This is a genomic window from Mesorhizobium sp. NZP2298, from assembly GCF_013170825.1.
In the GTDB taxonomy this organism is placed as follows: domain Bacteria; phylum Pseudomonadota; class Alphaproteobacteria; order Rhizobiales; family Rhizobiaceae; genus Mesorhizobium.
The window spans coordinates 964492-991309 of sequence record NZ_CP033365.1; the positions used below are offsets into that span (position 1 = coordinate 964492).

Consider the following 26818-nt stretch of genomic DNA (forward strand, 5'->3'; position numbering starts at 1 on the left):
TCGACTTGTCGAGCTATCTGGCGACCCAAAATGAATTTCTGGCATAAACCCATGATGAAGAACGGCCCCCGAATCATCACCGTAGCCAACCAGAAGGGCGGTGTCGGCAAGACCACCACCGCCATCAACCTGGCCACCGCCTTGGCCGCAATCGGCGAAAAGGTGCTGATCGTCGATCTCGATCCGCAAGGCAATGCCAGCACCGGCCTCGGTATCGACCGCAAGGACCGGACCGTGTCGTCCTACGATGTGCTGACGGGCGCGCTTGAGCTGGAAGCCGCGGCCATTCCGACAGCCGTGCCTGGCCTGTCCATCGTGCCGTCGACGCTCGATCTGCTCGGCATCGAGATGGAGATCGCCTCGGCGCCGGACCGGGTGCTGCGGCTGCGCAACGCCTTGCGTGCGGCCTCGGCGCGTTCGGCGGGTTTCGGTTATGTGCTGATCGACTGCCCGCCGTCGCTCAATCTGCTCACGCTCAACTCGATGGCGGCCGCCGATTCGGTGCTGGTGCCACTGCAATGTGAGTTCTTCGCGCTTGAAGGCCTGAGCCAGCTGCTGGAGACTGTCGAGCAGGTGCGCCGGTCTATCAATCCGGACCTCACCATCCAGGGTATCGTGCTGACCATGTATGACGGCCGCAACAATCTGGCCAACCAGGTGGTCCAGGATGTGCGCGAGCATATGGGCGATAAGGTCTACGAGACCATCATTCCGCGCAATGTGCGGGTGTCCGAGGCGCCGTCCTACGGCAAGCCGGCGATCCTTTACGATCTGAAGTGCTCGGGCAGCCAAGCCTATCTGCAACTGGCCTCGGAAGTGATCCGCCGCGAGCGCAAATTGCGCGCCGCTTGATTAGATCGGATGCATAATTAACAGCCGATTCGATACCGAAACGATCTTGAGACTTTGGAATAGACATGAGCGAAGACCTTTCGAGAAAAAGACTGGGCCGTGGACTGGCCGCCCTGATCGGAGAAATCGATCGCCCGGCGGCACCGGAAAAGCCCGGCATGAGCGCCGATGGCAAGGTGCCGATCGAGTTCCTCAGTCCGAACCCGAAAAACCCGCGCCGGCACTTTGGCGACGCCGAACTGACCGACCTTGCCCAGTCGATCCGCGAACATGGCGTGGTGCAGCCGGTGGTGGCGCGGCCGTCGCCGACGCAGGCCGGGCGCTACGAGATCATCGCCGGCGAGCGCCGCTGGCGGGCGGCGCAGCGCGCCGGGCTGACCGAGATCCCGGTCATCATCCGCGAAGTCAACGACCGCACCGCACTTGAACTGGCGATCATCGAGAACGTCCAGCGCACCGACCTCAACGCGGTCGAGGAGGCGCTGGGCTACCAGCAATTGATCGACGAGCACGGCTACACCCAGGCCGATCTCGGCAACGTCATCGGCAAGAGCCGCAGCCATGTCGCCAACACGCTCAGGCTGCTGAAGCTGCCGGAAGTGATCCGCGACATGCTGGTCGACGGCGCGCTGTCGGCCGGCCACGCCCGCACGCTGGTGACGGCGGACGATCCGGCGGGTCTCGCCAAGCGCATCGTCGAAGAGGGCCTTTCGGTGCGCCAGGCCGAGGCGCTGGCCCAGATGCCGGCGGGTCCGACGCCTTCCAAGCCGAAGCAGGCGCAAGCCGCGCCGGAAAAGGACACCGACACGCTGGCGCTGGAAAAGCTGATGACCGACACGCTCGGCATGATCGTGGCCATCGATCACAAGGGCAAGGGCGGCGAACTTCGCGTTTCGTATCGCTCGCTGGAGCAGCTCGATGAGCTGTGCCGGAGGTTGAAGCAGGAGCGGTAATTAGCCGACGAACTTATCTTGGATTCAAGGGCTGGCTGCCAGGCCGGCCCTTCTTTTATGGCGCTGGTGATTGGGCAAAAGGCCGAAGCGCTGATCTTACCCCTTTAGGGGGAGATGGCCGGCAGGCCAGAAGAGGTCGGTACGACCTGGTGCTAGCCTCGATTCGCCGCAAGGAGGTCGCATCCAGCCGCACCGACCCTTGTGGAAAAGGCTCTCCCGTCAGGAGATGGGATCGCAAAGGTGTCGGGTGTCGCCCTGCTGCTTTATGGCGCGGCGGTGCTCGTCTTTCCACAGACGCTGCCAACCTTTCAGCCGGCGGGCGCCATGATGATGAATTGACCAATGGAAGCAGGGAAGAGCGTTCTCCTACCGCTGCCCCAGCCTCGCGCTTTCCACCGCAATCCCCAGCAGCGCCTGTCGTGCCAGTGCCACCGAAAGATCCGGCCGCCGCCGTGTCTGCAATACGGCGGTCTGCAGCCGGGTCAGCGCGCGGCTGAGCGCCTCGCTGCTCCAGCGATCGAGCGCCTTCTCCACCAGCTTGCGCCTTGAGAAGAAGACCGGTGGGCGGGCGCCGGCAACGACCGACGCGGCGTTGCGGCCGCCAGAGTCCATCTGGCCGCGCATGATCTGGATCTGCTGCAACTGGCGCATGGCGGAGGAGAGCACCAGGAAGGGCGGGCCGCCGGACTGGCAATGGCGGGTGAAGGCGGTGTCGAAGTCGCCGACCTTGCCTTCGAGCAGCGCGTCGACGGCGTCGTCGAAAGAGGCACCGGACACGTCGCCCGACATGGCCCGGACCTCTTCCAGGCCGATGTCCTTCTGGCCGTGGGCATAGAGAATGAGCTTTTCGATCTCGCCGCGCGAGGCCAGCCGGTCGCCGCCGAGATTGCGGCGCAGCGCCTGTCTGGCTTCCATGGTCATCGACATGCCGGCCTTGCGCAGCTCGTCGTCGATGACGGTGTCGATATCGCGGGCTTCATCGGCATAGCAAGGCAGCGCCATGGCGTTGTCCGCGCCCTCGACCACGGCGCGCAGGCCGACGCCTTTCTTGAGATCGCCGGCCTCGATCAGGATGATGGCATCGCGCGCCGGCTCCGCCGTCAGCGCCTTGACGTCCTCGGCCAGCGCCTTCTGCCCGGTGGCATTGCGCACCCAAAGCAGGCGCCGGTCGGAAAACATCGGCACGGTGCGGGCCTCGTCGAGCAGCCGGCCCTCGTCGCGGTCGACCTCCGAGCCCTCGAGCCGCACCACGGAGAACGGGTCGTCGAGCGGCAGGCCGGTCTTTTCGGCAAAGGCCTTGGCGCGCTCGGAGACGAGGCCGCGGTCGGGGCCGTAAAGCAGGACGATCGACATGCGCGCGTCCGGCTTCGCGAGCCAGGAATCGACCTCGAAAGCTTTCTTCTGTGCCATGGAGGGTGGTTAGCACAGCGTGAGCGCCGGGTGAACGGCTTCCAGCCTGGGTTCCTCGCGAGGGTGTCGGATCGGGAGGGGAGAAACTCGGGTTCGCAGGCTTGACGCCACCTCTCCCCCCAATCGGTGGGGATAGGAAAACTGTCGCCCATGCTGTCGGTCCATTCTGTTACCTATCTATCCGGCCGGACACTCGACACCTCTCTCCCGGTCGACGGGGGAGAGGAAGGAAGCCAAGCCTGGCCAACCCTCGCTTCTCACCTTCCGTCGATCGGACGTCCTCACGAGGGAAAAGGAACCCAGCTGTTGCCGCCCAATCGCCTTATCTGGCGGAAACCCCGGGCCAATCTTGCGCCAAATTGCGCGCCGCGATGAAACATCGACAAGAAATTTCGCGGACATATCTTCATCTTGTACTCGGGAGGCTGGATCGGCCGGTTCGCTGGCCCGATGCGAAAGGCTTGCCCGACGAATTCGCTCTGGCCTGGCGGCGCGGATGTGCAAATATCGGCGCCAGGCAACATTGGAGGACAAAGGTCATGGCCGATGCTGGGATGTTGCGTTTCCACGTTCCGGAGCCGGAAGTGCGGCCGGGCGGCACGCCTGACTTTTCCAACGTGACCATCGCCAAGGCCGGCTCGGTGCCGCGCCCCGATATCGATGTCGATCCGCGCACCATCCGCGACATGGCTTTCTCGATCATCCGCGTGCTGAACCGCAATGGCGAAGCCGTCGGCCCGTGGGCAGGGCTGCTTTCCAATGATGAGCTGCTGGAAGGCCTGCGTCACATGATGACGCTGCGGACCTTCGATGCGCGCATGCAGATGGCGCAGCGCCAGGGCAAGACCTCCTTCTACATGCAGCATCTGGGCGAAGAGGCGGTGAGTTGCGCTTTCCGCAAGGCGCTCGAGCCGGGCGACATGAATTTCCCGACCTATCGCCAGGCCGGCCTGCTCATCGCCGACGGCTATCCGATGGTCACCATGATGAACCAGATCTATTCCAACGAGGCCGACCCGCTGAAGGGCCGGCAGCTGCCGGTCATGTATTCCTCGAAGGAGCACGGCTTCTTCTCGATCTCCGGCAATCTGGCAACTCAGTATATCCAGGCGGTCGGCTGGGCGATGGCTTCCGCGATCTCGAACGATTCGAAGATCGCGGCGGCCTGGATCGGCGACGGCTCGACGGCGGAATCCGATTTTCATTCGGCCCTGGTGTTCGCCTCCACCTACAAGGCGCCGGTGATACTCAACGTCGTCAACAACCAGTGGGCGATCTCGACCTTTCAAGGCATCGCACGCGGTGGCTCCGGCACGTTCGCGGCGCGCGGTCTCGGCTTCGGCATCCCGTCGCTGCGCGTCGACGGCAATGATTATCTCGCCGTGCATGCGGTGGCCAAATGGGCGGCGGAGCGCGCGCGCAAGAATCTCGGACCGACGCTGGTCGAATACGTCACCTACCGCGCCGGCGCGCATTCCAGCTCGGACGATCCTTCCGCCTACCGGCCGAAGACCGAATCCGACGCCTGGCCGCTCGGCGACCCGATCGTGCGGCTGAAGAACCATCTGATCGGGCTCGGCGTCTGGTCGGATGAGCGGCATGCGCAGGCGGAGGCCGAAATCCTCGATACGGTGATCGCGGCGCAGAAGGAGGCGGAAAGCCACGGCACGCTGCATGCCGGCGGCAAGCCGTCGACGCGCGACATGTTCGAGGGCCTCTACGCCGAGATGCCGCCGCATCTCAGACGCCAGCGACAGCAGGCGGGAGTCTGAGCCATGCCGAGACGGACCATGATCGAGGCGATCCGCGACGCCATGGATGTGTCGATGGGACGTGACGAGCGCGTTGTCGTGTTCGGTGAGGATGTCGGTTTCTTCGGCGGCGTCTTCCGCTGCACGCAGGGCCTGCAGGCGAAATACGGCAAGAGCCGCTGTTTCGACGCGCCGATCAACGAATCCGGCATTGTCGGCTCGGCCATCGGCATGGCCGCCTATGGCTTGAAGCCGTGCGTGGAGATTCAGTTTGCCGACTACATGTATCCGGCCTACGACCAGCTCACCCAGGAAGCGGCACGGCTGCGCTACCGCTCGAATGGCGATTTCACCTGCCCGATCGTCGTCCGTATGCCAACCGGCGGCGGCATCTTCGGCGGCCAGACGCATAGCCAGAGTCCTGAAGCCCTGTTCACCCATGTGTCCGGGCTGAAGACGGTGGTGCCGTCCAACCCGCATGATGCCAAGGGGCTGCTGATCGCGGCGATCGAGGATCCCGACCCGGTCATCTTCCTCGAACCGAAACGGCTCTACAACGGCCCCTTCGATGGCCACCACGACCGACCGGTGACGCCGTGGTCGAAGCACGAGCTCGGCGAGGTCGCCGATGGTCACTACACCGTGCCGCTCGGCAAGGCGGCGATCCGCAGGGCCGGCTCGGCGGTCACCGTGCTCGCCTATGGCACCATGGTCTATGTCGCGCAAGCCGCGGCCGAGGAAACCGGCATCGATGCCGAGATCATCGATCTGAGGACGCTGTTGCCGCTCGACCTCGACACCATTGTTACCTCGGTCAAGAAGACCGGGCGCTGCGTCGTGGTGCATGAGGCGACGCTGACCTCAGGCTTCGGCGCCGAGCTTTCGGCGCTCGTCCAGGAAAACTGCTTCTATCATCTGGAGGCGCCGGTGGCGCGGGTCGCCGGCTGGGACACGCCCTATCCGCACGCGCAGGAATGGGACTATTTCCCCGGTCCCGCCCGGGTCGGCCGCGCGCTGATTGAAACCATGGGAGCTTAAGATGGGCGAACACATCATCAAGCTGCCCGATGTCGGCGAGGGTGTCGCCGAGGCCGAACTCGTCGAATGGCACGTCAAGGTCGGCGATATCGTGCGCGAGGACACGGTGCTCGCCGCCGTGATGACCGACAAGGCGACGGTCGAAATCCCTTCGCCGGTCGATGGCGAGATCCTGTGGCTGGGCGCCGAGATCGGCGACACGGTGGCGATCGGCTCGCCGATCGTGCGGCTGAAAGTGGCGGGCGAGGGCAATGTAACGCCTAAGGGTGGCGCCAAGGCCGAGGCAGCGGTGGCCGAACCTCCGGTGAAGCTTCCGACGCCGAAGCTGGAGAGCGCCGAGCCGGACGCGAAGACCAAGCCAAAGGAAAGTGACCCGGAGGCGAAACCCGCTCCGGTCATTTCGAAAAGCATCGGGCAGACGTCCGTCTCCGGCGCCCCGCGGCCGGAGGGCGAAAAACCGCTAGCGTCGCCGGCCGTGCGCCTGCGGGCGAAAGAGGCCGGCATCGATCTCAGGCAGGTCGCGGGAAGCGGCCCAGCCGGCCGCATCGGCCACGAGGACATCGAGGCCTTCCTGGCGCGCGGGCCGCAGGTGGCCAAGGCATCGGGCCTCGCTCGCAACGACACGGTCGAGGACATCAAGGTGGTCGGTCTGCGGCGCAAGATCGCCGAGAAGATGACGCTGTCCAAGTCGCGCATCCCGCACATCACCTATGTCGAGGAAATCGACGTCACCGCGCTGGAGGAATTGCGCGCCGCGCTCAACAAGGAAAAGCGCGTTGCCAGGGGTGGCGTGGAGAGGCCGAAGCTGACGCTGCTGCCGTTCCTTATGCGGGCGATGGTCAAGGCGATCGCGGACCAGCCCCAGCTCAATTCGCTGTTCGACGACGAGGCCGGCATCATCCACCAGCATGGCGGCATCCATATCGGCATCGCAGCACAAACACCGTCCGGGCTGGTGGTTCCTGTCGTCAAGCATGCCGAGGCGCGCGACATCTGGGATTGCGGCGCCGAGGTCGTCAGGCTGGCCGAGGCGGCAAAGTCCGGCACGGCGACGCGCGAGGAGCTTACCGGCTCCACCATCACCATCACCTCGCTTGGCGCAATGGGCGGCGTGGCGACGACCCCGGTCATCAACCATCCGGAAGTGGCGATCATCGGTGTCAACAAGATGATGGTGCGGCCGGTGTGGGACGGCACGCAGTTCATCCCGCGCAAGATGATGAACCTGTCGTCGAGCTTCGACCACCGCGTCATTGACGGCTGGAATGCGGCGGTGTTCATCCAGCGCATCAAGGCGCTGCTGGAAACGCCGGCGCTGATTTTCGTGGATTGAGGGCAATGGCTTTGGCTCGGTCGCCGCTGACAAGTTCCTGGCCGCCGAGCGGTGTCGCCTGTGATTGGCTCCAGCCCTCCACGCGTTCGTCATCCTCGGGCTTGACCCGAGGATCCATGCCGCGACCGACGTCGAAGGGGGCGGCGGAGCAGAATTCCGCACCGCTGCAACGCACGAGCGTCACGGCATGGATCCCGGGCTCTACGCGCGTCGCTACGTTCCTTGCTCCGCCCCGGGATGACGAAGGCGCGAGCGCCTCGGCCAATCCTAGACGTAAGCGATACGGCACGAAGGCAAGGCGACCGATCGAGGTGACCCCATGAAAGAAATCTCCTGCAAGCTGCTCGTCATCGGCGCCGGTCCGGGCGGCTATATCTCAGCCATCCGTGCCGGCCAGCTCGGCGTCGATACGGTCATCGTCGAGGCCGGAAAACCGGGCGGCACCTGCCTAAATGTCGGCTGCATTCCGTCGAAGGCGCTGATCCATGCGGCGGAGGAATTCGAGAAAGTGTCGCATATGGCTGGCGGCAAGAGCCCGCTCGGCATTTCGGTCACCGCGCCCGCGCTCGACCTTGCCAGGACCGTCGCCTGGAAGGACGGCATTGTCAGCCGGCTCAACAGCGGCGTTGCCGGCCTGCTCAAGAAGGCTGGTGTAAAGACCGTGCAGGGCTGGGCGACGTTCCGCGACGGCAAGACCGTCGAGGTCGAGACCGAGATCGGAAGCCAGATGATCCGCGCCGAAACCATCGTCATCGCCACCGGTTCGGCGCCGGTCGAGCTGCCTTCTCTTCCCTTTGGCGGGCCTGTCATATCGTCGACGGACGCGCTGGCTCTGAGCGAGGTTCCCAGGAAACTCGCGGTGGTGGGTGGTGGCTATATCGGGCTGGAGCTCGGCATGGCCTTCGCTAAAATGGGCGCCAAGGTCACGGTGGTCGAGGCCTTGCCGCGCGTGCTGGCGCAGTATGACGCCGAACTCACCCGGCCTGTCGTCAAGCGGCTCGCCACACTCGGGATCGAGGTGATGACAGGCGCAAAGGCCAAGGGCCTGTCCACGAAGGGCGATGCCCTGCTGGTCGAAATAGCGGATGGCAAGAGTGCCAAGGTCGCCGCGGACAAGATCCTGGTCACGGTGGGACGCAAGCCGGTGACGGAAGGTTGGGGCCTCGAGCAGATCGACCTCGACATGGCCGGCAAATTCATCAAGATCGACGACCAGTGCCGCACCTCGATGCGCGGCATCTTCGCCATCGGCGACGTGACCGGAGAGCCGATGCTGGCGCACCGGGCGATGGCGCAAGGCGAAATGGTGGCCGAGATCGTCGCCGGCCACAAGCGCAGCTGGGACAAGCGGGCAATCCCCGCCGTCTGCTTCACCGATCCGGAGCTGGTGACGGCCGGCCTGTCGCCCGAAGAGGCCAAGGCTCAGGGCGAGGTCAAGATCGGCCTGTTCCCGTTCGCCGCCAACGGACGGGCGATGACGAAGATGGGCGAAGATGGTTTCGTCCGCGTCGTCGCCCGCGCGGACAACCATCTGGTGCTCGGCATCCAGGCGGTCGGGCAGGGCGTGTCGGAACTGTCGGCGGCTTTCGGGCTGGCGCTGGAAATGGGCGCGCGGCTGGAGGATATCGCCGGCACGATACATGCCCATCCGACGCAAGGTGAGGGCTTCCAGGAAGCGGCGCTGAAGGCGCTGGGCCACGCGCTGCATATTTGAGCGGTTACCCTCCCCTTGTGGGGAGGGTCGATCCGCGAAGCGGAGCGGGGGCCTCGCCGACCGTCGGCGCTCACCCCACCCGTCTCGCGATTTCCGCTTCGCTCCGATTGCGTGCAGACCCTTCCCACAAGGGGGAGCGTAAAAAGCTCAGCTCGCCAGCCGGCTCACCATCTCGTGCTGCGCATACGCGCGCCCAAAGCGGTTGGCCAGAAATGCATCCAGCGCGATGTCTTCCTGCTTGACGAACCCGGTTGCCGGCAGGCTGCCGTCGGCCAGCATGTCGAGCACGGCGCAGATGCCGGACGCCGTGGTGATCTGGATGGCGCTGCGCAGCTGGTTGCCGACGCGCTGCGAATAGATCTTGTTGGCGTAGGTCTCCTGCAGCAGTCGGCCGTTGCGGCGCCCGGAGACGGTGACGAAGACGATGACCACGTCCTGCAGCGTCGCCGGCAAAGCACTTTCGAAGATGTCCTTCAGCACGTCGCGGCGGTGGCGCAGGCCGAGATCGTGGAGCAGCGCCTTCATGATCGCGGCATGGCCGGGATAGCGGATGGTGCGGTAGTTCAGCGTGCGTACCTTGCCCTTCAGCGTCTCAGCCAGCGTGCCCAGCCCGCCCGACGTGTTGAACGCCTCGTAGGTGACGCCGTCGAGCGAGAATTCCTCGCGCTCCTCCAGCGGCGGCACTTCGATTAGCTCGCCCTCGACGATCGCCTCGCAGGGCTCGCAATATTCGTTGATGACGCCGTCGGTGCTCCAGGTGAGATTGTAGTTCAGCGCGTTGGACGGATATTGCGGCAAGGCGCCGACGCGCATGCGCACGCTTTCGAGCGTGTCGAAGCGGCTGGCGAGATCATTGGCGACGATCGAGATGAAGCCCGGCGCCAGCCCGCATTGCGGAATGAAGGCGCTCTTGCCAGAACGCGCCAGTTCCTTGACGCGGCGGGTCGAGACGACGTCCTCGGTGAGGTCGAGATAGTGCACGCCGGCGCTGGCCGCGGCCTCGGCGATGCGCGTGGTGAGATGGAAGGGGGCGGCGCTGAGCACCGCGAACTTGCCGGCGAGCGCCGCTTCCAGCGCGCCGACCGCCGCGATGTCGAGTTCGAGCGTCTCGACGCCGGCGGGCACTTCGGCCGCGGCGAGCTGCGCCGCGGAGCGGTCGACAAGGATAACGTGGTAGTCGCCCGTCGCGGCGAGCATCCCGGCAATGGTCGAGCCGATCTTGCCGGCGCCGACGATAACGATGTTGTTCATGGTCAAATACTCCTGCCAAATTCGATTTGGCGGAATCATCGCAGCTTGCCTGTCGAAAGGAAGTGTGGAATCTGGCAGAGTGAACCCTAACATTAGGCAATTTGCCGAAGGGATTCGTCGAAATGCTCAGTGAAGCCGAACAGGCCCTGCTTTCCCTGCTGCGCGCCAACGCGCGCGCATCGACGGCCGAACTGGCGCGGCAGCTCGGTGTGTCGCGCACGACGGTACAGAGCCGGATCGAGCGGCTGGAGCAGCGCGGCATCATTGCAGGCTACGGCGTCAGGCTCTCGGCGGACTACGAGCAAGGGCTTGTCAAGGCACATGTGCTGCTCACCGTCACGCCGAAGCTTGCCGACAGAGTGGTGCGGGCTCTGCAGGCGCTGCCGCCGGTCAGGACGCTGCATTCCGTCAGCGGCAATTTCGACATGATCGTCATTGTCGACGCCCCGTCGATCCGCGACCTCGACGCGCTGCTCGACCGGATCGGCGCCATGGACGGCGTCGAGCGGACCTCATCTTCGATCATCCTGTCGACGCGCATCGACCGCTGAACGTCGTGCCCTTACCGATTTGTAAAAACCCGGCAAGACGTCCGTATTCTCCATCGGACATAGTCGCGCATGACCCGCTGCCGCAGCCTGGATCCCCGGCCAGCAAGCCCGTCGCGTTAGGAGTTTCGTCATGCAGGGCCGCGGCCATTCCTCAGGCAACTGGATCCGTGTCGCCATGCCCGTGGCGTTGCTGGCCATGGCCTGCCTTCTGCTCGTCATGTCCGGGCACCCGACGGGCGTCGACGAGCGGTCCTACCTGGTCTGGATATGGTGATCTTGTCCGGGATATGGGAGGCTGGGCCGCGAGCGACCCGGCCGCCGCTTCCTACTTGGCGGGCTGGATGCTCGACACCAGCGGTCTGCCTGGTTTTGTCGAATAGGTGACGATCACCTTCTCGCCGGCCTTCAACGTCTCGACCTCTATGGGTAAGAGCGACACGGGGCGGACAACCATTCGCCGGCTAAGCAGATGCCAGCGGAAATCCCACCATCACGGCGAGGCCGGGCCGGCAATCGTCAAGGGCGATGGATGCCCCGTGCAGATCGGCGATGGCCCTGACAAGACTGAGGCCAAGGCCGCTGCCGGGGGTCGAGCGGCTGTGGTCCAACCGGTAGAGCCGCTGAAACACCCTTTCGCGCTCGTCCGGAGGAATGCCGGGTCCGTTGTCGGCGACGCTGGCGAGGACACGCTCACCCTGGCGCGCCACCGACAATCTGATGGTCGTGCCGGGCGGGCAATGGCGCAGCGCATTCTCGACCAGATTGGCGAACATCTGCGTCAACAGTTCCCTGTCGCCATGGATACGGTCCCCGCTTCCGTTCAATTGCGAGAACGACAGCACCTTCCCATCGTCCTCGGCAACGTCGGTATAGATCTCGGCCATGGTCCGCAGGATCTCATCGAGGTCGACATCGGTAAAGCGGGCCTTGCGCGCGCCGGCTTCGATCTGGGCGATCCGCAACAGCGCATCGAAGGTCTCGTTGATCTGATAGCCTTCCGCGCGCGCATCGGCGAGATCGTCGGAGACGTCCTGATCCCGCGCGGCCTTGTCGGCGGCGCCTTCCAGGATCATTTGCAGGCGGTTGAGCGGCGTCTTCAAATCGTGCGCGATGTTGGTGCTGACCTGTTTCATGCCGTCGACCAGGCCCGACAGCCGGTCGAGCGCCGCATTGACCTGGCCGGAAACCATGTCGATGTCGTCGCCATTGCCGGTCAGCGGGATGCGGGTGTCGAGCCGGCCATGCGAGACGTCGACCATGGTGGCGGCAATGCCGTCGAGACGGCGTTGGACGCGCGAGGCGAGCAAGGCGCCACCGGTGATCGCCAGCCCGGTGATGATCAGGGTTGCCCAGCCGAAGCTCATCAGCATGATCGTCTCCAGTTCCTCCGTCTCGGACAGGCTGAAGGCGATGGTCAGATTGTTGCCGCCAACCGAGCCGGAATAGGCGCGGTATTCGGTATCGGGAGGCAGGCCGGGCATTTCGGCCCCGAACATCGAAAAGCCGTCTGGAAGCCCCGCCGCGGTGAAGTTGCCAGCCAGACGGTTGCCGGCCGCGTCGGTCAGCGAAAAAAGCTGTTCCTTCCTCGGGCTGCGCGTGGAGTGGCTTTGGACGGTCTCCACCAGCTCCTTGAGGTCATTGTCGGCATAGGTTGCGGCGACGACGGAGTAGGTTTCCTTGATGGTGTCATCGAGTTGCTCGGCAAGATCGGCGCTCATCATCTGGTAGACGATGGCGCCCGCCAGCACGAAGGCCAGCATGAACAGGAAAGCAAACGTCAAGGCGAGCCGGAACGGCGTGCTGCGCAGCAGGCGGGCCCAGGTTCCGGTCATGACGCAAGCGGTGCGTGCAGGCTGTAACCGGTGTTGCGGACAGTGTGGATGAGCTGGGTTTCGAACGGCTTGTCGATCTTGGCCCGCAGCCGGCTGATATGGGTCTCCACGACACTGGTCTTGGGATCGAAATGAAAGTCCCAGACGCGTTCCAGAAGCATGGTGCGGGTGATCACGCGGCCTTCGCCGCGCATCAGAACCTCCAGCAGGCTGAACTCGCGTGGCTGCAGGTCGATCGGCTGGCCCTGCCTGACAACGCGGCGCATGATGAGGTCCATTTCGAGGTCGCCGACCCGCAGAACGGTCTTCTGCTCCAACGCCGCCGGCCGGCGGGCAAGTGCGTTTATGCGGGCGAGAAGCTCCGAAAAGGCGAAGGGCTTGACCAGATAGTCGTCGCCGCCGGCTTCCAGCCCCTCGACGCGGTCGTCAACGCCGCCGACGGAGGTGAGAAAGATGGCCGGCGTGCGCACGCCGGCGGCGCGGACCGCCTTGACCATTGACAGGCCGTCGAGACCCGGGATCATGCGATCGGCTATGATCACGTCATAGGCGCCGCTGGTCGCCGCGAAAAGCGCGTCATGGCCATCGCGCACCAGGTCGCAGACATGGCCGGCCTCGGTCAGTCCCCTGACGATGTAGTCCGCCGTCCTGTGGTCGTCCTCGACAAGAAGAAGTCGCATTGGCTTATCCGGGTGATTGCCGATATCGGGGACAGGCTATCACCGGGATGGGTCCGTTCCTAGGACGGTCGAGGAATGGCAAGCCACGCAGCGCATGCCGAAGCCTCAATCCGATTCCAGGAGGATCTCGTCGGCATCGTCGGCGGTTCTCTTCAATGTCATGTAGAGAACCAGGGCGATGATGCAGCCGAGGAAGATCACGCTGGTAAAGGTGGTGCCGAAACCAAGACCGCCATATTCGGCCGGCTGCGACAGCAAGTCGCCAAAGGACGCGCCAAGCGGCCGCGTCAGGATATAGGCAAGCCAGAAGGCCAGGATAGCGTCCAGATGGAGGAGATAGTAGGCAAGTGCGATGAATGCGATCACGCCGCCGAACAGCAGGCCCGTGGTCAGATAGCCCATGTCGAAGCTTTCCGCGACCAGGTCGCCGGCGGCGGTGCCGAGCGAGAAGGTGAAGAGGATCGCCAGCCAGTAGAAGATCTCGCGCCTGGTCGTGAAGATGGTGTGGATCGAGAGCGTCCGCTCGCTGGCGTACCAGACCGCGAACGTCGCCGCGAGCACCACGCTGAAGGCAATCGTGGTGGTCTGCAGGCGCACGCCGAAATTGTCGACGAGGTTGTCGGTGATCAGCGTGCCGACGACGCTGATCAGCACCACCGCCAGCCAGTAAGCCCAGGGCACGTAGCGTTTCTGCGCGAACTGCAGGACAAGGGCAACGACCAGAACGCCGGTCATGATCAGCGATGTAGCGGTCAGCCCGAGCCCGAGGTTGACGGCCAGATAGTCGGCCGCCGTCTCGCCCATGGTCACCGCCATCAGCTTGATCAGCCAGAAATCGAGGGTGACGTCCGGGACCCTGTTCTGGCCCGGCCCGGCGGGCTGATTGTTGCTGGGGAGCATGGCTGAAGTCCTGAGGTTGATGGTCGTGGCGGGATGAAAGCGCATCGCGAGGGATTCATGCGATCCGCCCCTGTGACGCGTGTCCTTCTCAATCGCCCGCAAACCCTCGGATGATGCCAGAGGGTGCTTTGGACGGCATGGATTACTTGCCCATGACCTTCATGGCCTGGGCGAAGAAGTCGTCGGCGCGCTTGCCGTCATCCGCGTTGCAGCGTTCGATGCCCTTGGTCTCCAGTTCCGAGACCTTGTTCTTGTCCGCGTCGTTGAGCTTGGTCGCTGCCTGCGCCGCGCGCAATGCCTTCAGCGTTTCCTCGCAAGGCGCGGTGGCCGCGAAAACAAGGGAAACCGGACCGGATGCGGCGACGAGGCCCAATGCGACCGCAAGTGCAAATTTCCTCATGAAACCATTCCCTGTCCGATGCCAATGGTCCGGCTGCCGTAAACTGAAGCCGGCCCCAAAATGGCGGGCTGGCATTCGAACGATAGGGAAGCGACTTCACTCCAGCCTGTCCGGCGGCTTACAAATTCGTAAGAATGGACATGGGCCGTGCAAAAGGTCTTTACGAACCTCGCGCGCTGCGCTGATAGAAGCCAGCGCCTTGTATCCGCCATCAATGGCGTGCCCCAGTGCCCGAACCTGAAATCCGTGCCCCAGGAAAACCCGAATGGCCTATGCTTCCCTCAAGCCGGTTTCGAAGGCGTTCGTCCAACGCAAACGGCTGATCTTCGTGCGGGTGGCGGCGGCGCTGGCGGTGCTGCTCCTGTTTCTCACCAAGCCGGCGCTCACCGAGGGCTCGGAAAGCCACGAAGCCCTCGAATTCTTCGGCCTCTGCCTGGTGCTGGTCTGCGTCGCCGGCCGGCTCTGGAGCATTCTCTATGTCGGCGGCAAGAAGAACGAGGAGCTGGTTTCTACCGGCCCGTTTTCCATGAGCCAGAACCCGCTCTATTTTTTTTCGACGGTCGGCGCGGTCGGCATCGGTTTGCTCTATGGCTCGCTGGTGGCGGCGGCAATCCTTGGCCTTGCCAGCTTTCTCATCTTCCGCGTCACGGCGCGCAAGGAAGCCGAATATCTCCTGGGCAAGTTCGGCCCGGCCTATGCGACCTATATCAAGGCGACGCCCAGGTTCTGGCCGAACCCACTGCTCTACCGCGACATTGACGAGCTGCAGTTCTCGACGCGCGCGCTCAAGCGCACCTTCTATGACGGGCTCTATTTCCTGGCCATCTTTCCGGCCATCGAGCTGATCGAGCATTTCCGGGAGACGGGCATGCTGTTCCCGGCCTTCGTCACCCTCTACTGACCCGCCATTAACCGGCTAATCTTCCGGTCACGCGGCGCTTCGGCTGTCGAGCAACTTGTAATACTGGCTGAAGGCGAAGACGCCGACCTTGCGCAAGGCATGCAGCGCATAGCGGTCGGGTGCGGTGACCGGGAATGGCAGGTCGGCCGGCGCGGTGCCCAGAGCAAGATCGGCAAGCAGCCTGCCTGTCGTCGTGCAGGCGGCAACACCGCGTCCGTTGCAGCCAAGTGCGGTGAACAGGCCAGGCGCCAGCATGTGGATATGCGGCATCGTGTCCTTGGTGATCGCAACCTTGCCGCTCCAGACGAATTCGACCGGCGCGCCGGCCGCCTGCGGGAAGATGCGGGCGAGGGCGGCCTTCAGGGGCGCCGCATCGTCCATGGTCGGGTTGTCGTCGACCGGGGAGCGGCCCCCCATCACCAGCCGGCCTTCATGGTCGAGGCGGAAATAGAGCAGGAGCCGCCTGGTGTCGGCGACGCCCTGGCCGCCCGGCAGGATGGTGCGGCGCAGCGCTGGCGCCAGCGGCTGCGTGGCGATCTGGAAGCTGGTCACCGGGATGACGGTCTGGCGCAGCCCTGGCCACAGGTTCCCGGTGTAGGCGTTGGTGGCCAGCACGACCTGTCGCGCACGGATCGAGGATTGTCCGAGATCGATCACCCACTGGTCGCCATCGCGGCTGAGGCCAAGCGCCGGCGAACGCGCAAGCACCGTGGCGCCCTGCGAGATGGCGGCGGCGGCCAGGCCGCGCGCGTAGCTCAGCGGCTGCAGCACGCCGCCGCGCGGGTCGAACCAGCCGCCATGATAGGCCTCGGGCGCCGAGCCGGTGAGATCGGCCATTTGCTGGCGGTCGAGCAGGCGCGCCTCGACGCCCCTGTCGCGCCATTGCCGGAAGCGGGGCGTCACGATGTCCGAAAAAGGCTTGGGTCCATGCGCGCCCTGGATCCAGCCGCTGCGCTCGGCGTGGCAGTCGATGCGGTACTTCTCGATGAGATCGAAGACCAGATCGCCGCCGGCGCCAAAGGTCCTGGTGATGGCGCTGCCCAACTTCCGGCCGAACTTGGCTTCGAGCGTGTCAGGATCGTGCTTCAGCCCGGCGATGATCTGCCCGCCATTGCGCCCGGAAGCGCCCCAGCCAGGTTCGCTGGCCTCCACCACGATCACCTTCCTGCCGGCCTGCGACAAATGAAGGGCGGCGCTCAAGCCCGTATAGCCGGCGCCGACAATGGCGACATCGGCCACGGCATCGCCTTTCGCCCCGGCATAGAGCGGGGCGGGGGTAGCCGTCGCCGCCCACAGGCTGGCCGGCAGGGCTTGGGGTGCGTCAACAGGCATGTCTTCTCCGGCGAGGTCGCGCGATGCGCCGCTTCAACCGCGGGCGCGGTCCTTGGGCCGATGCTCCGGCGTGGCGAGTTTCGGATCAGCCACGCCGGTCGGCGCGGTTCACTGCAGCATCAGCTGGTTCCACTTTTCCTCATAGGCGACCGAATATTTGTCAGCTTCGCCCTCGTTGAGGATCAGCATGTCCTTGATGTTGTCGGGAGCCATGACGAGGATCTTCTTCGTGTCGGCATCGGCGCCCGATGTCGCGCTGCTCAGCACCGGGCCATAGGTCCTGAGCGCGAGCAGCTTCGCCTGCTGGGCTTCTGCGAGCGCGAAATCGATCGCTTCATGCGCCAGTTCGACATTGGGCGATCCCTTGGGGATGGCCCACCAGTTGGCCCAGGCGATGCCGTCCTTGTAGGTGAAGCCGACGGGCGCGCCTTCGGCCTCAGCCGCCAACATGCGGCCGCTCCAGGCCGAGGACATAGCCAATTCTCCCGACGAAAGCAGCTGCGGCGGCTGTGCGCCGCTGCCCCACCAGACCGTGACGTGGGGCTTCAGTTCCTTGATCTTCGCCATCGCCATGTCGGCCTTCTCGGTCGTGTAGGGAAACACTTCCGAGGGTTTTACGCCTGCGGCGAGCAGGGCGGCTTCGTAGTTGTAATAGAAGTAGCGGTAGAGGCCGCGCGGCCCGGGGAAGCGCTTCACGTCCCAGAAGTCGGCCCAGGATTGCGGGCCGGCATCGGGAAACGCCGTCTTCGACCAGCCGATGATCGTGGCGCCGGTCGAGGTGGCGATGCCGTTGGGGGCGACCCATCCCTTATCGAGTGCCGCGGCGTTGGGGACCTTCGAGACGTCGATCGGCTCGAGAAAACCTTCATGACCGCCTTGCCACACGGTGCGGCCGCCTAGGTCGACAAGATCCCACTCGACCGCCTTGGCCTCGACCATGGCCTTGATCTTGGCTGTTTCGGTTGGCGAGGTGTTGATCACCTCGATGCCCTTGAGCTGGCCGAAGGGATCGATGAACGCCGACTTTTCGGCATTCGACAGGGCGCCGCCCCAGGATGTGAAGGTGAAGGGCCGGCCGGCCGCGCTGGCCAGCCGGGGAAGACCCGTCGCGCCGGCCAGCAGGCCGCCCGCTGCCGTCAGAAGGAAAGTACGCCTATGCATCAGCTTTCTCCGTTTTGGTGGGTTTGGGTGGGAAATGAGGAACCGCCCGGACATGGCCAGGTTTCCACGAGACATGGACCCTGGCGCCGGCCTGCAATGTCCGGTCGGTGATCTGCCGGGCGGCGAGCGTCTGGCCGCTCTCCAGCCGCAAGGTGAGCTGGGTCAATTCGCCGAGATAGATCACCTCGACGATCTCGGCGGCAACGCCTTCGCCGCCGCGGCCAAGCTCGACATGCTCGGGCCGGATCAGCAGCCGCGCCGGCTCGCCCGGCGCCGTTCCCGGCGCCGCATCGACGGCGATGGTCTTGCGGAACGCCTCGACATCGACCGAGGCCTTGCCGTCCGATGACGAGAGCACGCGCACCGGCAGCAGGTTGGATTCGCCGATGAAGCCGGCGACGAAGGCGTTGACGGGACGGTCGTAGAGGTCGTCCACCGTGCCCAATTGCTGGATCCGGCCGCCGTCCATCACCGCGATGCGGTCGGAGAGCACCAGCGCCTCTTCCTGGTCGTGGGTGACATAGATCGTGGTGCGGCCGAGCCTCTGGTGCAGCCGGCGCAGTTCGAGCTGCACTGAGCGGCGCAGCTGCTTGTCGAGCGCGCCAAGCGGCTCGTCCATCAAAAGTACGTCGGGCTCGATGACCAGCGCGCGGGCCAGCGCCACGCGCTGCTGCTGGCCGCCCGAGAGTTGCTGGACGGGCCGGTCGGCAAAGCCGTCGAGCCGCATCAGCGCCAGTATGTCGGTGACCCGCCTGGTGATGTCGGGCTCGGGCAGCCGGCGCACACTCAGGCCATAGCCGACATTCTCGCCCACACTCATATGTGGAAACAGCGCATAGTTCTGGAACACCATGCCGATGTTGCGGTGGCGGGCGGGCATGCGGGTGACGTCGCGCTCGCCGATGTGGATCTCGCCCGCCGTCGGCTCGATATAGCCGGCGGTGAGGTTGAGCAGCGTCGTCTTGCCCGAGCCGGAGGGTCCGAGCAGCGTCAGGAATTCGCCGGATGCCACATCGAGGTCGGTCGGCTCCAGCGCCCGAAAGCTGCCATAGGTCTTCGACACGCCGGCCAGGCGCAGCGACTGTCCCGAATGGATCGCGGTCATCGGCTCGGGCTCCCGGATTTGCGGCTGAAAATTTGCGCCAGCGCGAACAGGACGATGGCCAGCGCGATCATCACCGTCGCGGCGACAGCGATGACCGGCGTGAATTCGAGCCGGATCGATTCCCAGATCTTCACCGGCAGCGTTTTCGAGGCATAGCCGGCCATGAACACGGCGATGATCACTTCGTCGAAGGAGGTGATGAAGGAGAAGATGGCGCCACCGACGATGCCTGGCGTGATGTTGGGCAATGTGACGGTTCGGAAGATCCGCCATGGGCCGGCGCCAAGGCCGGCGGCGGCACGCAGCCAGTTGTCGTCGACGGCGCGCAAGGCGATGCCGACATTGATGACGACGAAAGGCAGCGCCAGTATGGCATGGCCGAGGCTCATGCCCAGGATGGTGCCGCTCAGGCCGACATCGAGCGCGCTGCGGTAGAGCGCCACCGCCGTGACGATGACCGGCACGATCATCGGCGCCAGGAACAGGCCGGTGACGAGCGTGCGCAGGCGGCCGTCGATGCGGCGCAGGCCGATTGCCGCCAGCGTGCCGAGCACGACCGCGATGATCGTGGCCAGCGTGGCGACCTCGACGCTGTTGAGAAGCGATGTGCGCCATTCCGGATCGGCGAGGAAGCGCTCATACCAGATGCCGGACCATGCGCGCGGCGGCAGATAGATGAAGCTCGCCTTGTTGAAGGAGGCCGGCACCACGGCAAGGATCGGCAGCACGAGGAAGGCGAGCACCAGGCTGGCGCCGGCGTTGGCTGATACGCGGAGCAGGAGCGGCAACCTGTTCATCGTGCGAACAGCCCCCTCTCGATCGGCAGCAGCCGGGCGGTCAACGCCATCAGCACCAGCACGATGGCGAGCAGTGCCAGCGAGCCGGCGGCGGCGAGCGACCAGGCAAGGCGGTCGTTGACAAAGCTGGCGATCAGCATCGACAGCGTGATGGCGTTCGAGCCGCCAAGCAGGGCAGGCGTAATGAAGAAGCCGAGCGACAGCAGGAAGACGAAGGTCGCGCCGCCGGCAAGGCCGGGCAGGCAGAGCGGCAGATAGATGCGCCGGAAGGTGTCGGCGAGGCTGGCGCCGAGCCCATCGCTTGCCAGCAGCAGGCGGCGGTCGATGCGGACCATGGCGCCGTAGAGCGGCAGGATCATGTAGGGCAAGAGGATGTGGATCATGCCGACCAGCACGCCGACATTGTTGAACAGCAGTGCCAGCGGCGCGTCGATGATGCCGCTCGCCATCAACAGGCGGTTGATCGGCCCGTTGCGCTCCAGAAGCAGCATCCAGGAGAAGGTGCGCACCAGCACCGAGATCCAGAAGGGAAACAGCACACCGTAGAGCGCGATGCCGAACCAAACACCCTCCAGGCGCGACAGCACATAGGCGACCGGCCAGGCGAACAGCACGCAAAGTGCCGTCACCATGATTGCGACGACAAAAGTGTTCCACATCACCTGGCGGTAGACCGCGCTTTCGGTCAGCACGGCGAAGGTCGCGAACGGTCCGGCCGGGTCGGTGAAGGCCAGCGAGAAAAGCCGCGCCAGCGGCACCACGAACAGCAACGCCAGCACGATCAGCGCCGGGCCGAGCAGGCATGCGGTCTCGACATGCCGCCGTGACATCGTCACGGTTCGCCCCTTCATCTCCGGCAGGGTACCTGTTACCGTCACGCCCAGGCCACCTCGCTGAAGACGCCGATGCCGCGCTTGCGGATCTGGCCGGCGACGACCACGCGCTGGATCTCCGACGTGCCTTCCCAGATGCGGTCGACGCGGATGTCGCGGTAGAGCCGCTCGACCGGGTTTTCGCGCATGTAGCCGCGACCGCCCAGCACCTGCAGCGCCTTGTCGATGACGCGGCCGGCGGCTTCCGAGCAGTAGAGCTTCAGCGCGCTGGCATGGGCGTGCACGCGCTTGCGGTCGAGACCCTGGTCGATCTCCCAGGCGACGCGGTACAGCATCGACTTGGCGGCGAAGATCTCGACCGCCATGTCGGCGAGCATGAATTCCACGCCCTGGAAATCGCGGATAGGCCGGTCGAACTGGTGGCGAGAGGTGGCATAGTCATTGGCGATCTCGGCGGCGCGGGTCGCGGCGCCCACCGCATGCGAGGCGATCTGCAGGCGCGCCTCTACGAACCAGTCCTTGGTCAGTTCGAGCCCCTGGCCGATCTTGCCGAGCATCTTGTCCTCGCCGACCGTGGTGCCCTCGAAGCGCAATTCGGCATGGTCGAAGGCGAAATTGTGCATGAATTTCGGCGAGCGCAGATGCACCATGTTGTTCACCGGCTTGTCGACCAGGAACAAGGTCGGCTTGTCGGGATCGTCGTCGACATGGGCATGCACAATGACGAAATCGGATGCGTTGTAGGAGGTGACGAACCATTTCTCGCCGGTCAGGTGCCACTGGCCATTTTTCAAAACCGCGCTGGTCTTGACCCGGCGCGGGTCGGAGCCGGCCTCCGGTTCGGTGATGGCGAAGGCGCCGCGGCGATGGCCGTGCGAGGACGGGATCAGATAATCCTGCTTCTGCGCCTCGGTGCCGAATTTCAGGCTCACCGGCGGGCGCCAGACACAGCTCCACAGGCCATTGGTGACGCGGCCGAGCTGTTCCTCGATCGCCGTCTGCTCGACCATGGTCAGGCCGAGGCCGCCATTTTCCTTCGAGTGGTTGATGCCGGCCAGTCCCCAGTCGCGCACCTGCTGCCGGACAGTCGAGCGGCGCTCCATCGGCAATTCGCCATGCTCGTCGGTGATTGCTTCCAGCGGCAGAAGCACCTGGTCGCAGAAGTCGCGCCCCTTCTTCGACAGTTCCTTTTCGCGCGGGCTGAGATCGAAATTCATGGCAGTCCTCTAAAAGCAATTCATCTTGTCGGGCGCCCGGCGTTGCGGCCGAGCAAGAGCGCGTCGACGGCCATGCAGCTATGGTCGGAAACCAAGAGCGGGTTGACGTCCATCTCGTCGATGAGGTCGCCGAGATCAGCGGCGAGCATCGAGAAACGGGCAAGGGCGGCATGGAGTGCTGCCCTGTCGGCCGCCGGCCGGCCGCGCCCGCCGTCGAGCAGCGGGCTTGTCTTCAGCCTGACGACCAGGGCTTGCGCCTGCTCGAGGCTGAGCGGCGGCAAGGCGACCGCGCGGTCCCTGAGCACTTCGATCCAGAGGCCGCCGGAGGCAATGACCAGATAGGGTCCGAACTGTTGGTCGCGGATCAGGCCGAATGCGATCTCGACGCCTTTGGGGGCCATTTCGGCAACCAGCACCTGCGGGCCGAGCCGAGCCGCCATGTCGGCATAGGCGACCGCCAGCTCCGGTTCATCGGCCAGGCCGAGGCGGACGCCGCCGACATCGGATTTGTGCAGGATGCCGGGGACGGCGGTCTTCAGGGCAATGGGAAAGCCGATCCTTCGCGCGGCGGCGACAACGTCATCCGGCGTGGCGGCGGCGATCGAGCGCGGCGTGGCGATGCCATAGTCGGCCAGCAGCGCCAGCGCTTCGCTTTCGCCGAACGGCTTCTCCTGGCCAAGGCGCCGGCGCCAGCGCTCGCGGACCTCGCTCGCCACGGCATCGGGATAGGTGTGGGTCGCGGCGCGCCGGTCGCGAAACGCCAGCAGATTGCGGATGGCCTGCAGGCCTTCATCGGTGCCGTCGATGACCGGCACGCCGGCCTCCGTGGTCGACAAGGCGAGTGCGCGGTGGTTCACCGTGGCGTAGTTGCTGACCACGGCAACCGGCTTGCCGGTCTTGGCGTGGGAACGGATCACGGCGCGGGTAAAGCCTTCGGCGACGTAGGAGCCGTCGCGTATGTCCTGGAACAGCACGCCGATGGCGGTGTCGGGGTCGGCGAGCATGGCGTCCATGCAGGCCTCGACATGCGTCTCGAAGTCGAGGCCCGAGCCCCAGACATCGAGCGGGTTCGCCGGCTGCAGGCCGCTGTCGAGATGCAGCCGCAACTCCTCCTTCGTCCGCTCCGAGATGGCGGCGAACGGCACGCCGGCCTTCGCCGCGAGGTCGGCGACCATTTCGCGTTCACCGCCGGAATCGTGCAGGCTGGCAAGGCCGCCGCTGGCGGCCGGCCGGCCGGCCGAAAACAAAGCGAGATTGGCGGCCAGCTGGTCCAGCGTGTCGACGCTGAAGGCGCCCCACCTGTCGAACAGGGCCTCGTAGGCGGCATTGTCGCCGGCAATCGCGCCGCTGTGGCTGGAGGCGAAGCCGGCGCTCAATTCCGTGCGCCCGACCTTCAGGACAACAACCGGAATGCCGAGCCGGTCCGCCTTTTCCAGGCAGCGGGCAAAATCGTCGGGCCGGCGCGCCGTTTCGAGAAACAGGCCGATGACCGACGTTTCGGGCTGGTCGAGCGCCCAGTCGACATAGTCGGCCGTCGTCGTTGTCAGTTCGCGGCCGCTGGAAACGCAGAGCTGGAATTTCAGCCGCTGGTCGTTGTAGGCGAGCGCGGAGAAGGCCGAGCCCGATTGCGTGACCAGCGCCACGCCGCCGGGCTTCATGGCGAGACGGGAGGCGAAGCCGGAGACGCGCAGGCCGATGCCGGGGTTGCAGAAGCCCATGCCGTTGCCGCCGCAAATGACGATGCCGGCCTCGCGGGCTATTTCGGTCAACCGGCCGGCGAGCGGGTCGTTGGCCGCGCCGGTCAGGTCGCAGCTGGCGAAGATGGTGACCGCCCTGGCGCCATGGCGGGCGGCCGCCAGCAGATTGTCCTCGAGATAGTCATTGGCGACGCCGAGCACGACATGGTCGACCGTCTCCGGCAGGCTTCTCAGATCGGGAAAACACGGCACGCCTTCCACGACGTCGTATTTCGGGTTGATGGCGTAGAGCCGGCCAGAATAGCCATCTATCGCCGCGGCGCGCATCATGGTGTTGCCCGGCGTGTTGGGGCGCACGGACGCGCCGACGAAGGCGATCGACGCCGGCCGCAACAGCGGATCGAGACGATGCCTTGCCTGCGTCATGCCGCCAAGGGCGGCTATGGTTCCAGCCAAATGTCTGCTCCCATGGCTTGTTCCCGAAGCCCTCGGTCCGTCGCTGTGATTTTGATTTTGCGAGCTGTCGGACCGATGGCGACTATAGAACCGGGAAACGATCGCGCACGCTCCGAATAGTCACGAGGCGATGACCTGCAGTCATGGGGGTAAGAGCAAGTGCGGACGTCGACGGTTCAGCCGGCCAGAATTTCCCGTTTCAGCACGGCCATTTCATTGAGCAGCCAGTCTCGCACCAGCACGGCCGGCTTGCGCAGCGGGCGTCGTGCCGTTGCCACCAGGTAATAGTGGTCGCCGGTGCGCAACTCATGTTTGCCGCCCTTGACCAGGCCTTTCTGCAGCAGTTCGTGGGCCACGACATGCCACCAGCCGAGCGCCATGCCACGGCCCTTGATCGCCGACTGGACGACCAGCGTGTAGTCGGAGAAGGTCAGGCTGCGGCTGCCCACCGGCTGTGGATAGCCGAACTGCCCGAGGTAGTGCTGCCAGGGAATGCGCAGCGCGCCGGAGAGATGGGCGAGCGTGTGCCGGCTGAGATCGCTGCAGTCGTCGAGACTGCCGTGCTCGGCCAGGTAGGCCGGGCTGCAGACCGGCAGCACGACTTCTTCCATCAGCGCCCAGCTCTGTTGTTCGGCATTGGGCGGCTGGTTGTAGCGGATGGCGAGATCGACATCCTCGATCGGGCCGCTCGGCTCGCCGCGCACCAGCTGGAAACGCAGGTCGATGCCGGGAAAGCTGGCCTGGAAGCGGTCGAAGCGCGGCATGAACCAGTGCATGGCGAAGGCGGACGACAGCGACAGCGTCACCGTGCCGGCCTCGCCCTGGCGCGCCCTGATATCGTCGAGCGCGATCTCGATCTGCTGGAAGCCGCTGCCGACGGCGCCATAGAGCAGGCGGCCGTCGTCGGTCAGGTCGATGCCGGTCGGCGCGCGTACGAACAGCTTGACGTCGAGATGGCTCTCCAGCCGCGCGATCATGCGGCTGATCGCCGACTGGGTGACGTTGAACTCGCGCGCCGCGCTGGTGAAGTTGAGATGGCGCGCGGCTGCCTCGAACATGAAGATCGCATTGGGCGAGGGCAGCAGCTTGCGCAGGGTCATGGCCGTTGGCTCGTTTCGGTACCGAAACTTTTCGGGAAGAAGGCGCGGAGATAAGTCCGGCAGATGGCGCGGGCACGGGCCCAGTCCGCCTCGCCATGCCCGTCGCCGATCTGGCTTTCGATCCACAGCCCGTCGAAAATGGCGCTCAGCCCGCCGGCGACCAGCCGATAGTCCGCGGCTGGCGGCTCCTTTTGGGCGAGGGCCGATATCAATGGCTCGAGCCGCGCCAGATAGGCCCTGTTGAGTTCGCTGAACCGCGCCCGGTAATCGGCGTTGCGCGAGGTTTCGGCCCAGAACGCCGTCCACACCGCGATGTGCCTGTCATCGGTGACATCGGAACCGAGGTCGAGATCGATCAGCGCCTCGAGCTTGGCAGCGGCATCGTCATGGGCGTCGCTGCGCGCATGCCAGGCAGCGCGGTATTCCTCGACCAGGGCGTCGAGCGCGGCCAGAAGCAGGCGGTCCTTGGTCTCGAAGTGGAACGAGACCAGGCCGTAGCCGCAGCCGGCCTCTCGCGCGACATCGGCCAGTGTCACGCCCGGCAGGCCTTTTCGCGCGATAACGGTGATCGCCGCCTGGGTCAGGCTTTGCCGCCGGCGCGCGACCTTTTCGGCATCGCGGCTTTTCTTGTCGGGCTTGCTCAATGGCGCCGTTCTCCCTGGAGTGGTTTCGTATCCGGTTTTCGGCCGGCTAAGCAATGCTTGGTGGATGGCCGTGCGGGCACGCGATCACTGGAGGCGGCGGGTGGTCCATCGCCCCTTTCCGAGTGTTGGCGCTGCCCCTCATGCGATGGTCCACTGGCACAATCATCATTGACTGATCAATCAGTCTACGAGATTATCGGCCGGCCGCAACCGGAAACGCAGGAATGGTTGCCAGGAAAACAGGAAGCCGTGCGATGCCGCCGCAGGACCTCGCCAACGACCAACCCAATCCCTACCGGCGCCCGGAAGGCATGTCGGCCGAGGCCTTCCTCGATCAGAAGGTGCAGGAGCTCGAAGACAGGATCGTGGAGCTTGGCCCCGAGAACGTCGCCTGCTTCATCGCCGAGCCGAGCCTGGCCTCGGGCGGCGTCGTGCCGCCCGTGGGGCATCACAGCAGCACGCTGGAGGTCTGCCGGCGCCATGACGTGCTCTACATCTCGGATGAGGTCGTCACCGGTTTCGGCCGCAACGGCGCGATCTTTGCCTCGGAACCTGTCTATGGCATCGTGCCCGACATGATCACCTGCGCCAAGGGGCTGACGTCGGGCTATGTGCCGCTGGGCGCCGTGATGGTGTCCGATCGCCTCTACCGGCGGATCGCGGAGACGACCGAAGGCAGGATCTTCGCCAACGGCTTCACCTATTCCTCGCATCCGGTCGCCGGCGCCGCCGGCCTGAAGAATCTGGAGATCATGGAGCGCGAGGAGATCTGCGCCCATGTCCGCGAGGTCGGCCCCTATTTCCAGGCCGCGCTGAAGCCGCTGATGGACTCGCCGATCGTCGGCGACGTGCGCGGCAGCCACCTGATGGCCTGCTGCCGCTAGAATCATGACGCTGCGATTTTCAAACG

General features: G+C 65.1%; 26 protein-coding genes. 10 read left to right on the forward strand and 16 right to left on the reverse strand.

Annotation, left to right across the window (positions count from 1 at the left end):
- The first annotated feature begins 51 nt into the window (after nucleotides 1–51).
- Nucleotides 52–852 carry a ParA family protein gene (locus EB231_RS04575; protein ID WP_172352811.1) on the forward strand — a complete coding sequence of 267 codons (801 nt, stop codon included), beginning with the start codon at nucleotides 52–54 and terminating at the stop codon, nucleotides 850–852.
- Nucleotides 853–917: 65 nt separating this feature from the next.
- Nucleotides 918–1805 carry a ParB/RepB/Spo0J family partition protein gene (locus EB231_RS04580; protein ID WP_172347790.1) on the forward strand — a complete coding sequence of 296 codons (888 nt, stop codon included), beginning with the start codon at nucleotides 918–920 and terminating at the stop codon, nucleotides 1803–1805.
- Between the two features lie 366 nt (nucleotides 1806–2171).
- Here EB231_RS04580 and holA read toward each other — a convergent pair whose 3' ends face one another.
- Nucleotides 2172–3215 (reverse strand): DNA polymerase III subunit delta, encoded by a 1044-nt coding sequence (holA, locus tag EB231_RS04590; protein WP_172347791.1) that lies wholly within the window; start codon nucleotides 3213–3215, stop codon nucleotides 2172–2174.
- 539 nt (nucleotides 3216–3754) lie between these two features.
- Between holA and EB231_RS04595 the strand changes: the two genes are divergently transcribed.
- The 4 genes from EB231_RS04595 to lpdA all read left to right on the forward strand — a co-directional run bounded on the left by EB231_RS04595 (nucleotide 3755) and on the right by lpdA (nucleotide 9051).
- Nucleotides 3755–4987 (forward strand): 3-methyl-2-oxobutanoate dehydrogenase (2-methylpropanoyl-transferring) subunit alpha, encoded by a 1233-nt coding sequence (locus tag EB231_RS04595; protein ID WP_172347792.1) that lies wholly within the window; start codon nucleotides 3755–3757, stop codon nucleotides 4985–4987.
- A 3-nt stretch (nucleotides 4988–4990) separates the two neighbouring features.
- Nucleotides 4991–6004, forward strand: coding sequence for an alpha-ketoacid dehydrogenase subunit beta (locus EB231_RS04600; RefSeq protein ID WP_172347793.1), 1014 nt, complete (start codon nucleotides 4991–4993; stop codon nucleotides 6002–6004).
- Nucleotide 6005: 1 nt separating this feature from the next.
- Nucleotides 6006–7337: a dihydrolipoamide acetyltransferase family protein gene (locus EB231_RS04605; protein WP_172347794.1), complete on the forward strand. Its 1332-nt coding sequence runs from the start codon at nucleotides 6006–6008 to the stop codon at nucleotides 7335–7337.
- Between the two features lie 319 nt (nucleotides 7338–7656).
- Nucleotides 7657–9051 (forward strand): dihydrolipoyl dehydrogenase, encoded by a 1395-nt coding sequence (gene lpdA, locus EB231_RS04610; RefSeq protein ID WP_172347795.1) that lies wholly within the window; start codon nucleotides 7657–7659, stop codon nucleotides 9049–9051.
- Nucleotides 9052–9198: 147 nt separating this feature from the next.
- Here the strand turns inward: lpdA and EB231_RS04615 are convergent, their stop codons facing one another.
- On the reverse strand, nucleotides 9199–10302 hold the full coding sequence (locus EB231_RS04615; RefSeq protein WP_172347796.1) for a saccharopine dehydrogenase family protein: 1104 nt from the start codon (nucleotides 10300–10302) through the stop codon (nucleotides 9199–9201).
- A 122-nt stretch (nucleotides 10303–10424) separates the two neighbouring features.
- Between EB231_RS04615 and EB231_RS04620 the strand changes: the two genes are divergently transcribed.
- Nucleotides 10425–10853, forward strand: a complete 429-nt coding sequence (locus tag EB231_RS04620; protein ID WP_172347797.1) for an Lrp/AsnC family transcriptional regulator — start codon at nucleotides 10425–10427, stop codon at nucleotides 10851–10853.
- Between the two features lie 130 nt (nucleotides 10854–10983).
- Nucleotides 10984–11127: a hypothetical protein gene (locus tag EB231_RS04625; RefSeq protein ID WP_172347798.1), complete on the forward strand. Its 144-nt coding sequence runs from the start codon at nucleotides 10984–10986 to the stop codon at nucleotides 11125–11127.
- Nucleotides 11128–11178: 51 nt separating this feature from the next.
- Here EB231_RS04625 and EB231_RS04630 read toward each other — a convergent pair whose 3' ends face one another.
- From EB231_RS04630 to EB231_RS04650, 5 genes are all read right to left on the reverse strand, one after another.
- Complete coding sequence (locus tag EB231_RS04630; protein ID WP_172347799.1) at nucleotides 11179–11292, reverse strand: DUF1344 domain-containing protein; 114 nt, start codon at nucleotides 11290–11292, stop codon at nucleotides 11179–11181.
- Nucleotides 11293–11314: 22 nt separating this feature from the next.
- A complete protein-coding gene (locus EB231_RS04635) occupies nucleotides 11315–12685 on the reverse strand; it encodes a sensor histidine kinase (protein WP_172347800.1) in 1371 nt (456 codons plus the stop codon).
- Entirely contained in the window at nucleotides 12682–13365 is a 684-nt protein-coding gene (locus tag EB231_RS04640; RefSeq protein WP_172347801.1) for a winged helix-turn-helix domain-containing protein, read from the reverse strand. Before EB231_RS04640 ends, EB231_RS04635 begins: the two co-directional genes overlap by 4 nt.
- A gap of 105 nt (nucleotides 13366–13470) precedes the next feature.
- Nucleotides 13471–14265 carry a COG4705 family protein gene (locus EB231_RS04645; protein ID WP_172347802.1) on the reverse strand — a complete coding sequence of 265 codons (795 nt, stop codon included), beginning with the start codon at nucleotides 14263–14265 and terminating at the stop codon, nucleotides 13471–13473.
- Nucleotides 14266–14407: 142 nt separating this feature from the next.
- A complete protein-coding gene (locus tag EB231_RS04650; RefSeq protein WP_172347803.1) occupies nucleotides 14408–14665 on the reverse strand; it encodes a hypothetical protein in 258 nt (85 codons plus the stop codon).
- Between the two features lie 265 nt (nucleotides 14666–14930).
- Between EB231_RS04650 and EB231_RS04655 the strand changes: the two genes are divergently transcribed.
- Entirely contained in the window at nucleotides 14931–15566 is a 636-nt protein-coding gene (locus tag EB231_RS04655; RefSeq protein WP_172347804.1) for a methyltransferase family protein, read from the forward strand.
- Between the two features lie 27 nt (nucleotides 15567–15593).
- On the opposite strand, the gene EB231_RS04660 is transcribed toward EB231_RS04655, so the two are convergent.
- From EB231_RS04660 to EB231_RS04700, 9 genes are all read right to left on the reverse strand, one after another.
- A complete protein-coding gene (locus EB231_RS04660) occupies nucleotides 15594–16898 on the reverse strand; it encodes an NAD(P)/FAD-dependent oxidoreductase (RefSeq protein ID WP_172347805.1) in 1305 nt (434 codons plus the stop codon).
- 108 nt (nucleotides 16899–17006) lie between these two features.
- Nucleotides 17007–18059 carry an ABC transporter substrate-binding protein gene (locus EB231_RS04665; protein ID WP_172347806.1) on the reverse strand — a complete coding sequence of 351 codons (1053 nt, stop codon included), beginning with the start codon at nucleotides 18057–18059 and terminating at the stop codon, nucleotides 17007–17009.
- Nucleotides 18052–19164, reverse strand: coding sequence for an ABC transporter ATP-binding protein (locus EB231_RS04670; protein WP_172347807.1), 1113 nt, complete (start codon nucleotides 19162–19164; stop codon nucleotides 18052–18054). The genes EB231_RS04665 and EB231_RS04670 overlap by 8 nt, the downstream gene beginning before the upstream one ends.
- Complete coding sequence (locus EB231_RS04675) at nucleotides 19161–19961, reverse strand: ABC transporter permease (protein ID WP_172347808.1); 801 nt, start codon at nucleotides 19959–19961, stop codon at nucleotides 19161–19163. The genes EB231_RS04670 and EB231_RS04675 overlap by 4 nt, the downstream gene beginning before the upstream one ends.
- On the reverse strand, nucleotides 19958–20839 hold the full coding sequence (locus EB231_RS04680) for an ABC transporter permease (RefSeq protein ID WP_246740876.1): 882 nt from the start codon (nucleotides 20837–20839) through the stop codon (nucleotides 19958–19960). The genes EB231_RS04675 and EB231_RS04680 overlap by 4 nt, the downstream gene beginning before the upstream one ends.
- Nucleotides 20836–22011 (reverse strand): acyl-CoA dehydrogenase family protein, encoded by a 1176-nt coding sequence (locus tag EB231_RS04685; protein ID WP_172347809.1) that lies wholly within the window; start codon nucleotides 22009–22011, stop codon nucleotides 20836–20838. Before EB231_RS04685 ends, EB231_RS04680 begins: the two co-directional genes overlap by 4 nt.
- A 20-nt stretch (nucleotides 22012–22031) precedes the next feature.
- A complete protein-coding gene (locus EB231_RS04690; RefSeq protein ID WP_172347810.1) occupies nucleotides 22032–24164 on the reverse strand; it encodes an acetate--CoA ligase family protein in 2133 nt (710 codons plus the stop codon).
- Between the two features lie 176 nt (nucleotides 24165–24340).
- Entirely contained in the window at nucleotides 24341–25264 is a 924-nt protein-coding gene (locus tag EB231_RS04695; protein WP_172347811.1) for a LysR substrate-binding domain-containing protein, read from the reverse strand.
- A complete protein-coding gene (locus tag EB231_RS04700) occupies nucleotides 25261–25908 on the reverse strand; it encodes a TetR/AcrR family transcriptional regulator (protein ID WP_172347812.1) in 648 nt (215 codons plus the stop codon). Before EB231_RS04700 ends, EB231_RS04695 begins: the two co-directional genes overlap by 4 nt.
- Before the next feature lie 254 nt (nucleotides 25909–26162).
- Here EB231_RS04700 and EB231_RS04705 point away from each other — a divergent pair, with 254 nt between their 5' ends.
- Entirely contained in the window at nucleotides 26163–26792 is a 630-nt protein-coding gene (locus tag EB231_RS04705; RefSeq protein ID WP_206681893.1) for an aminotransferase class III-fold pyridoxal phosphate-dependent enzyme, read from the forward strand.
- The last annotated feature ends 26 nt before the right edge of the window (nucleotides 26793–26818 follow it).